This is a genomic window from Helicobacter pylori (genome assembly GCF_017594925.1).
In the GTDB taxonomy this organism is placed as follows: Bacteria; Campylobacterota; Campylobacteria; order Campylobacterales; family Helicobacteraceae; genus Helicobacter; species Helicobacter pylori_DP.
On sequence record NZ_JAALNT010000017.1, the window covers coordinates 26,845 to 35,102 of the forward strand.

At 39.9% G+C, this 8,258-nt stretch carries 7 protein-coding genes; 4 read left to right on the forward strand and 3 right to left on the reverse strand.

Features of this window, described 5'->3' with window-relative positions:
- The first annotated feature begins 158 nt into the window (after window positions 1–158).
- Complete coding sequence (locus G6069_RS06395) at window positions 159–797, forward strand: class II aldolase and adducin N-terminal domain-containing protein (protein WP_014533387.1); 639 nt, start codon at window positions 159–161, stop codon at window positions 795–797.
- A gap of 20 nt (window positions 798–817) precedes the next feature.
- Entirely contained in the window at window positions 818–1,114 is a 297-nt protein-coding gene (locus G6069_RS06400; RefSeq protein WP_197293743.1) for a hypothetical protein, read from the forward strand.
- A 12-nt stretch (window positions 1,115–1,126) separates the two neighbouring features.
- On the opposite strand, the gene G6069_RS06405 is transcribed toward G6069_RS06400, so the two are convergent.
- Both G6069_RS06405 and G6069_RS06410 read right to left on the reverse strand, forming a co-directional pair.
- Window positions 1,127–3,010 carry a motility associated factor glycosyltransferase family protein gene (locus G6069_RS06405; protein WP_197293749.1) on the reverse strand — a complete coding sequence of 628 codons (1,884 nt, stop codon included), beginning with the start codon at window positions 3,008–3,010 and terminating at the stop codon, window positions 1,127–1,129.
- Window positions 3,011–3,072: 62 nt separating this feature from the next.
- On the reverse strand, window positions 3,073–4,617 hold the full coding sequence (locus G6069_RS06410) for a flagellin B (RefSeq protein ID WP_000010021.1): 1,545 nt from the start codon (window positions 4,615–4,617) through the stop codon (window positions 3,073–3,075).
- A 165-nt stretch (window positions 4,618–4,782) separates the two neighbouring features.
- Between G6069_RS06410 and topA the strand changes: the two genes are divergently transcribed.
- A complete protein-coding gene (gene topA / locus G6069_RS06415) occupies window positions 4,783–6,993 on the forward strand; it encodes a type I DNA topoisomerase (RefSeq protein ID WP_197293744.1) in 2,211 nt (736 codons plus the stop codon).
- Window positions 6,986–7,912 (forward strand): radical SAM protein, encoded by a 927-nt coding sequence (locus G6069_RS06420; protein WP_197293745.1) that lies wholly within the window; start codon window positions 6,986–6,988, stop codon window positions 7,910–7,912. Before topA ends, G6069_RS06420 begins: the two co-directional genes overlap by 8 nt.
- Window positions 7,913–8,055: 143 nt before the next feature.
- Here G6069_RS06420 and G6069_RS06425 read toward each other — a convergent pair.
- The coding region (locus G6069_RS06425; protein ID WP_197293746.1) for a DUF874 family protein at window positions 8,056–8,258 on the reverse strand (203 nt) is incomplete at its 5' end.

The window sequence follows — 8,258 nt, forward strand, 5'->3', positions numbered from 1 at the left end:
TTGTTTTGAAAAAGTGATAAAAATTACCTGATTTTTCTTTAAAGTTTAGTCTGTATCACTAAAATTATTTACTAGAATTAAATTAGGATTTTTTATAGAGTTGATTTAATTTAGATCTATTGGGCAACTAATACCTTTTGTTAAAAAAACTTGTTATCATGCTAAACATGAACACACACACAAGAGGCATTGACAGCAATCTGATTCATTCGCTCCAAAGCATTTCATTATCCATGTTTAGAAAGGGTTTTTTTGGGCTTTATCAAGGCTCCATTTCGGCACGCATTGGCACCAATCAGTTTGTGATCAATAAAAGAAACGCTGTTTTTGATCAATTGAATGAAAACACCTTACTGGTCTTGCATGACAAGATAGATTACCGCTGGAAAGAAGCGAGCCTGGATTCGCCCATTCATGCGAGCGTGTATCGGGAGTTTTTGGACGCTAAATTCATCGCTTACGCGCGCCCTCCTTATAGTTTGGCGTATTCCTTGCGCCACAACCGATTGCTCCCTAGGGATTATTTAGGGTATCGTTCTTTGGGCGAAGAAATTTCCATTTTTAACCCCAAAGACTATGACAGCTGGCAAGAAAGAGCGGATACAGAAATTTTACGCCAATTGCAAGAGAGCAAAAAATATTTTGTTTTCATTAAAGGGTGTGGGATTTTTGCCTACCACAGAGAGCTTTCTAAACTCATGGAAGTTTTTGATTTGATTGAAAACTCATGCAAGGTTTTACGATTGGGCGATTTAATGGATTATTGCTATAATGATGATCCACGATTGAGCGTGTAAAAAGCTAAAAAGGATAAAACATGACCATCAACACCCACTACACCCCTAATTTCACACAGCTCCAAACCTTGAACAATATCAATAATGACGCAACCATAAAGGACAGGAATCAAGCAGAGCAGGATTTACAACAAAGCAGTATTCAAGATGGTTTCAGCCAAGATAATACGCCAAACGCCCCTGATTTTGACCGATTACAAACTTTAAACGCTATCAATAACGACGGCGAGATTAAAGATAGATCCCAAGTTGAAAAAAATCTTGTTGATGGCGAAAATACCCCTGAAATTTATTCCAGCCTAGACACATACGCTTAAAAAAAGGGGTTTTTACCATTCTTTCAAAGCCATTTTGATCGCTTCTATCACGCAATCCATCCCACCCGCTAAACTAAAAAGCCAATATTTGTGCGCATAAATATATTCTAATTGCTTAGCCCTTAATTCGTATTCATTACTCGTTTTTTTACACACGATTTCAGCGATATGCAATTCCTGGTGGAAGATGTAAGATTGTATCGCATCCATAAAATACGAATTGAATCGCTTGTCGTCAAAAAGCTCTTTAATGTTATCAATTTCAGCGCTCAAATTTTCTAATTCCTTAAAATCCAACTCTTCTAATTTTTTTTCTTCATGAAGCTTTTCCACTTCTTCTAAAAATTCTGCCACCTTTAGAAACGCTTCTTCAACTTGAGTTTTTTTCTCATTGGCGTATTTGATGATCTCTTCGCATTTTTGCCTAGCGATCTTTAAATTTTTAGCCTGCTCTGATCGGGTAGGATAAATAAGATTGATAGGAGGCTTTGGCTTGGATTTGTCTATTTTTTCGCACACTTCTTTAAAGGGCATTTCTTTAGTCCCTTTAATCCTAGCCCCCCCTTCAGTAGCGTTAATGACTTCCAGTTTATAGGGCGTGTTAAAAATATCTTTTTCAAAAAATTCTAAGAAAAGTTTCCACACTAAAGTGGTTTCTACTTCCCCATTACCCCCATATTTTTCTATAAAGATCTTGTCTTTATCTTCTTTAGGTTTGATCTCTCTATCGCCATAAATCGCCCCGCTAGCGTGGCTGTTACCGCTTTGTGAGAAGCTCAAATCTTGCCCGATAAACACGCATCTTTTGAAACGAGAATGCACCACTAATTCATACGCCATGTTCGCTGCACTCATGCCTATGCCCACATAGCCATACTGGTGCAAACCAAAAAGGTTGGTGTAACCAAAGGGGCGGAAACTGAATTGCTTAACCCCTTTTTGAATCGCTTGAATCAATCGTTTATGCACAATGGAAGTCAAAGCAAAAATAACGCCTTCTTGAAAATCTAAGGGGATTTCTTCGTAAAATTTCGCCGTTAAATCCACCCTTTCTAAAGACAGCACAATATCAGGCTTGATACCGGCTCTGGCTAGAATAGGGAAAGAAGCGTCTATGCAAAAAAGCGTCGCATAAGGAGCGATTTCTTTTAAAAGGGGGAGTTGCTTGTTCAAACTGGGCCCGGTTGAAACGATGATAGCGGTGTCTCTGTTTTTTAAAGCGTTCACAAAATCCACTAAACTAGGGCTTTTGATGACTTCAGGCAAATTAGCGGCATGCTGTTTGATGCCTATAAGCGCGTCTTTGGCGTCATTGCCTACGCTAATAGCGCCATGCTCTAAAGCGCGCGTGAAATGCTGGTTGATTTCTATCATTTGATGAGAGTATCGTTCATAATAAGCGTTAAAAAGTTTTAAATCATACATTCTTGCGTATAAACGAGACTTTTTATCCATATCAAACAATGAAGCGATCATGTTGTAATGGCAAAAAGTCGCATGCAATAAAATCAAACGATTTTCTAAAATCTCAGTGGAAAAATCCAAGAGATTCAACACAATGAAAATAACCTCTATTTCAGGCTCAATGACCACCAAGCGCTTTAAGTTTCCATTACCTAAAAGCAAGCGATAAAACACCCCATTACCCAAGCCAAAATAATACAAATAAGGATAAAGCATGTAAATTTCGCTATTTTTGTATAGCTCTAAGCTTGAATCTAGCGGGCTTTTTTCAAATAAGGGCGTGTTTGTTTCTTTATCTAATAGGTTGAAATTCGCGCTGTCATTCCCTAAGAACACTTCGTATTTTTTGTTTTCTTTAATGGCTTTGAGTTGTGCGAACAAGAGAGGGTCTTTTTTGAAAAGAGCTTGCAAGTTTTTTTGATAAATATCCATCATTCTAACTTATAAAAATAACTGATAAAAAGGGCTAACGCCCCTTTGAATTAAAAGGGCTGTTATTGTAAAAGCCTTAAGACATTCTGTTGCACCGCATTCGCTTGCGCCATAGCAAAACTCCCGCTTTGCGCCAAAATATTGTATTTAGAAAAGTTCGCACTCTCTTCAGCAAAATCCACATCCCTGATCTGAGATTCAGCCGCTTTAACATTCACTTGGGTTACAGAAATATTATTGATGGTTGTAACCAATTCCATTTGCACCGAACCCATATCCGAGCGGATCTTGTCTAATTGCGTGCGCGCTGAATCCGCCATATCCATCACAATCATCGCCCCTTTAAGGCTTGTTACCCCAGCCCCTATACCTTGAGAATTGGTCTCCGCTTGCGCGCCATTAGCGTTCGCTCCAGCTGCTGAAGCCACATTCGCATCAAAAATGCCCCTAACCGCCCTCAAATTCACGGTGTATTCTGCCACCCCTTGAGCGGAATGAAAGCCCACATGGCTAAAGTTCACACCGCTCACAATGATATCTCTGGCGTCGGTTCTAGTTAAGGTTAAGCGCCCAATCACCGCATGCTGTGTCCCAGAAATCCCTGCAAAATTCCCTCCCCCAAAAACCTGACCGCTCGCGCTCGCTGCATGCACTGAGATCGCGCGCCCGTCAATGGAGTGCAAATTAATGCGCCCTTGAATATCCAAGCTCGCTTCCACGCCGGTGCGATCTTTGACGGAGTTGATCGCATTAGTCAACCTCCCGTCAGCATCGTTTTTATGCACATCATTCACGGTTCCAATTTCTACGCCATTGATGGTGAGTTCTCTCACAGTTCCTGATTGCACGGGAGTGCCGCCGGTGGCCATGACATTATAAGACGCCCTAACGCCTAAAGTGTTAGAAAAGCGGTTGATGATTTCGCTTAACGCCCCAATCCCAGTGCCAGCGCTTGTAGAAATGCGCACGGTTTCAATCTTATAATCATTCACGCCATTGACTTGTTTGAAATTCAATCCCACTTCAGTTAAGTTTTGCGCGGCCGCGCTAGCGAGCATGCCTTCACCGCTAAAAGAAGAGGTTTCCATGCGCACATGCCCAATCTTATCTGAGCTCGTTGAGCCAATAGACGCCTTAACCGTGGTGTTAGAATACGCGCCAATTTGAAATTCTTTGTTAGAAAAACTTCCTGAAAGCATTTGTTGGCCGTTAAAGCTTGTGGTGTTAGCGATATTGTCTAGTTCTTCTAACAACCTTTGAATATCGCTTTGGAGCGCTCTTCGGCTTTCTAAAGTTTGCCCATCTTGAGCGGCTTGAACGGCTTTGGTTTTAATGGTGTCTAAGATTTTGATTTGCTCATCCATCGCTTTATCTGCGGTTTGAACCATACCAATAGCGTCATTAGCGTTGCGGATCGCTTGACCCAAATTCGCGCTTTGACTCCTTAAGCTATCAGCGATCGCCATCCCACTAGAATCATCAGCGGCTTTATTGATCCTAAGCCCTGAGCTTAACTTTTCAAGCGAGCTTGAAAGGTCTCTGTTGTTTTGAACCCCTACCGCATGAGAAGTTAAAGCGGCGATATTGGTATTTATCCTAAAACTCATGTTTGCATCCTTTGCATAGATATTTGCTGTTAATCAAGCAAAGGGTGTTCCAACTCTTTGATTTTTAACGCTGTTATGGTTTTTATGGTTTGATGAATCGTTTAGTCAAAATTCTATGCTACAATCATTCATTAATAGGTATAAACATTTTATTAAAGGCGTTCAATGAAGCACCTTATTATCGTAGAATCCCCAGCAAAAGCCAAAACCATTAAAAATTTTTTGGATAAAAATTACGAAGTCATTGCCTCTAAAGGGCATGTTAGGGATTTATCCAAATTCGCTTTAGGCATTAAGATTGATGAAACCGGCTTTACTCCTAATTATGTCGTGGATAAAGATCATAAAGAGCTTGTCAAACAAATCATAGAGCTTTCTAAAAAGGCGTCTACCACCTACATCGCCACCGATGAAGACAGAGAAGGGGAAGCGATAGGCTATCATGTGGCATGCTTGATTGGGGGGAAATTGGAGAGCTATCCTAGGATTGTTTTTCATGAGATCACGCAAAATGCGATTTTAAACGCCCTAAAAACCCCACGAAAAATTGACATGTCTAAGGTCAATGCCCAACAAGCCAGGCGTTTTTTAGATCGGATCGTGGGCTTTAAATTAAGCTCGTTGATTTCATCAAAAATCACTAAAGGTTTGAGCGCTGGGCGGGTGCAAAGCGCGGCCTTAAAGCTTGTGGTTGATAAAGAAAGGGAAATCAAAGCCTTTAAGCCTTTAACCTACTTCACGCTAGACGCTTATTTTGAGCCGCATTTAGAAGCGCAACTCATTAGCTATAAGGGCAACAAACTCAAAGCCCAAGAAATTATTGATGAAAAAAAAGCTCAAGAGATTAAAAACGAATTAGAAAAAGAAAGCTATATTATTTCTAGTATCGTTAAAAAATCTAAAAAATCCCCCACACCGCCCCCCTTCATGACTTCCACTTTACAGCAAAGCGCTTCCAGTCTTTTAGGCTTTTCGCCCACAAAAACCATGAGTATCGCTCAAAAATTATATGAGGGCGTAGCCACCCCGCAAGGGGTTATGGGAGTGATCACTTACATGAGGACCGATAGCTTGAATATCGCTAAAGAAGCTTTAGAAGAAGCGAGGAATAAGATTTTGAAAGATTATGGCAAAGACTACTTGCCCCCTAAAGCCAAAATCTATTCCAGCAAGAATAAAAACGCCCAAGAAGCCCATGAAGCGATCAGGCCCACTTCTATTATTTTAGAGCCAAACGCTTTAAAAGACTACCTTAAGCCTGAAGAATTAAAGCTCTATACTTTAATTTACAAACGCTTCTTAGCTTCTCAAATGCAAGACGCTCTTTTTGAAAGCCAAAGCGTGGTTGTGGCTTGCGAAAAGGGCGAGTTTAAAGCGAATGGGAGAAAACTCCTTTTTGATGGCTATTATAAAATCTTAGGCAATGACGATAAGGACAAATTGCTCCCCAATTTGAAAGAAAATGACCCCATTAAATTAGAAAAACTAGAGAGCAACGCCCATGTTACAGAACCTCCAGCACGCTATTCAGAAGCGAGTTTGATTAAAGTTTTAGAAAGTTTAGGCATAGGCAGGCCCAGCACCTACGCCCCAACGATTTCCCTCTTGCAAAACAGAGACTATATTAAGGTGGAAAAAAAGCAAATCAGCGCTTTAGAGAGTGCTTTTAAAGTGATAGAAATTTTAGAAAAGCATTTTGAAGAAATCGTGGATTCCAAATTCAGCGCTTCTTTAGAAGAAGAACTAGACAATATCGCTCAAAATAAAGCCGACTACCAGCAAGTCTTAAAGGACTTTTACTACCCTTTTATGGATAAGATTGAAGCCGGGAAAAAGAATATCATCTCTCAAAAAGTGCATGAAAAAACCGGCCAATCATGCCCTAAATGCGGGGGGGAATTAGTCAAAAAGAATAGCCGTTATGGGGAGTTTATCGCTTGCAACAATTACCCTAAATGCAAATACATCAAACAAACTGAGAACGCTAATAATGAAGCCAAGCAAGAATTGTGCGAAAAATGCGGAGGGGAAATGGTGCAAAAATTCAGCAGAAACGGGGCGTTTTTAGCTTGCAACAATTACCCTGAATGCAAAAACACCAAATCGTTAAAAAACACCCCTAACGCCAAAGAAACAATAGAAGGCGTGAAATGCCCAGAATGCGGGGGGGATATTGCCTTAAAAAGGAGTAAGAAAGGCTCGTTTTATGGCTGCAACAATTACCCTAAATGCAATTTTTTATCCAACCATAAGCCCATCAACAAGCGTTGCGAGAAATGTCATTATTTAATGAGTGAAAGAATCTATCGCAAAAAAAAGGTGCATGAATGCATTAAATGTAAAGAACGCGTGTTTTTAGAGGAAGATAATGGCTAAAGAAATTCCGCCTGTCGTTTTTGGGCCTGTTTTATCCAGGCGTTTTGGGAAGTCTTTGGGCGTGGATCTATCGCCCTCTAAAAAACAATGCAATTACAATTGCATTTATTGCGAGTTGGGTAAAGCCAAGCCCATTGAACGCATGGAAGAAGTGATCAAAGTAGAAACCTTGATTAACGCCATTCAAAACGCTCTAAACAATCTCACCACCCCCATTGATGTTTTAACCATTACCGCTAATGGCGAACCCACGCTATACCCTCATTTATTAGAGCTTATCCAAAGCGTCAAGCCTTTTTTAAAGGGCGTTAAAACTTTGATTTTAAGCAACGGCTCACTCTTTTATGAGCCAAAAGTCCAGCAAGCCTTAAAGGAATTTGACATCGTTAAATTTTCTTTAGACGCTATTGATTTGAAAGCCTTTGAAAGAGTGGATAAGCCCTATTCTAAAGACATTAACAAGATTTTAGAGGGGATTTTGCGCTTTTCTCAAATTTATCAAGGGCAATTGGTGGCTGAAGTGCTGTTGGTTAAGGGCGTGAATGATAGCGCGAACAACTTAAAACTCATCGCTGAATTTTTAAAACAAATCAATATAGCCAGAGTGGATTTAAGCACCATAGACAGACCCTCAAGCTTTAAAGCCCCTAAATTAAGCGAAGATGAATTATTGAAATGTTCTTTGTTTTTTGAAGGGCTTTGCGTGAGTTTGCCTAAACGATCCACTGCTCAAGCCAAAAAATTGATTTCTTGCGGTATAGACGAATTGCTCGCTTTAATTTCCAGACGCCCTTTAAGCGCAGAAGAAGCCCCCCTAATACTAGATCCTAACGCCCTTAAGCATTTAGAAACTTTATTAAACCATAAGCAAATTACGATTAAAAAAGTCGGCTCTTTGGAGTTTTATTGCGCGTTTTAACCTCCATTGTAACCTGTAGTTTTACCTTATTTTAGGGATAGCTTAAGCTTTTAAATAAGGATCTCTTTTATTATCAAGATAACGCTACCATAAAAATGTTTTCAAAAGCCGACAGATAATTAAAAACTTAATGTTTTTAACCGCTACACCCTTTTACTATAACCATAACCCGCTTTTTCTGCTTTCTTTTCAGTATTAGCAACTACTTTTATTTCTTTATTAACATCAGCAAATATTTTTTGAACGAGCAAAAGGCTTTGAGAGGTTGGAAGGTGGGCTTGTGAGTCTGGTTTTAAACTCCTCATTTCAAGCATTTTAGCTTGAGCTTTAGAGCGTATTTTTAGAT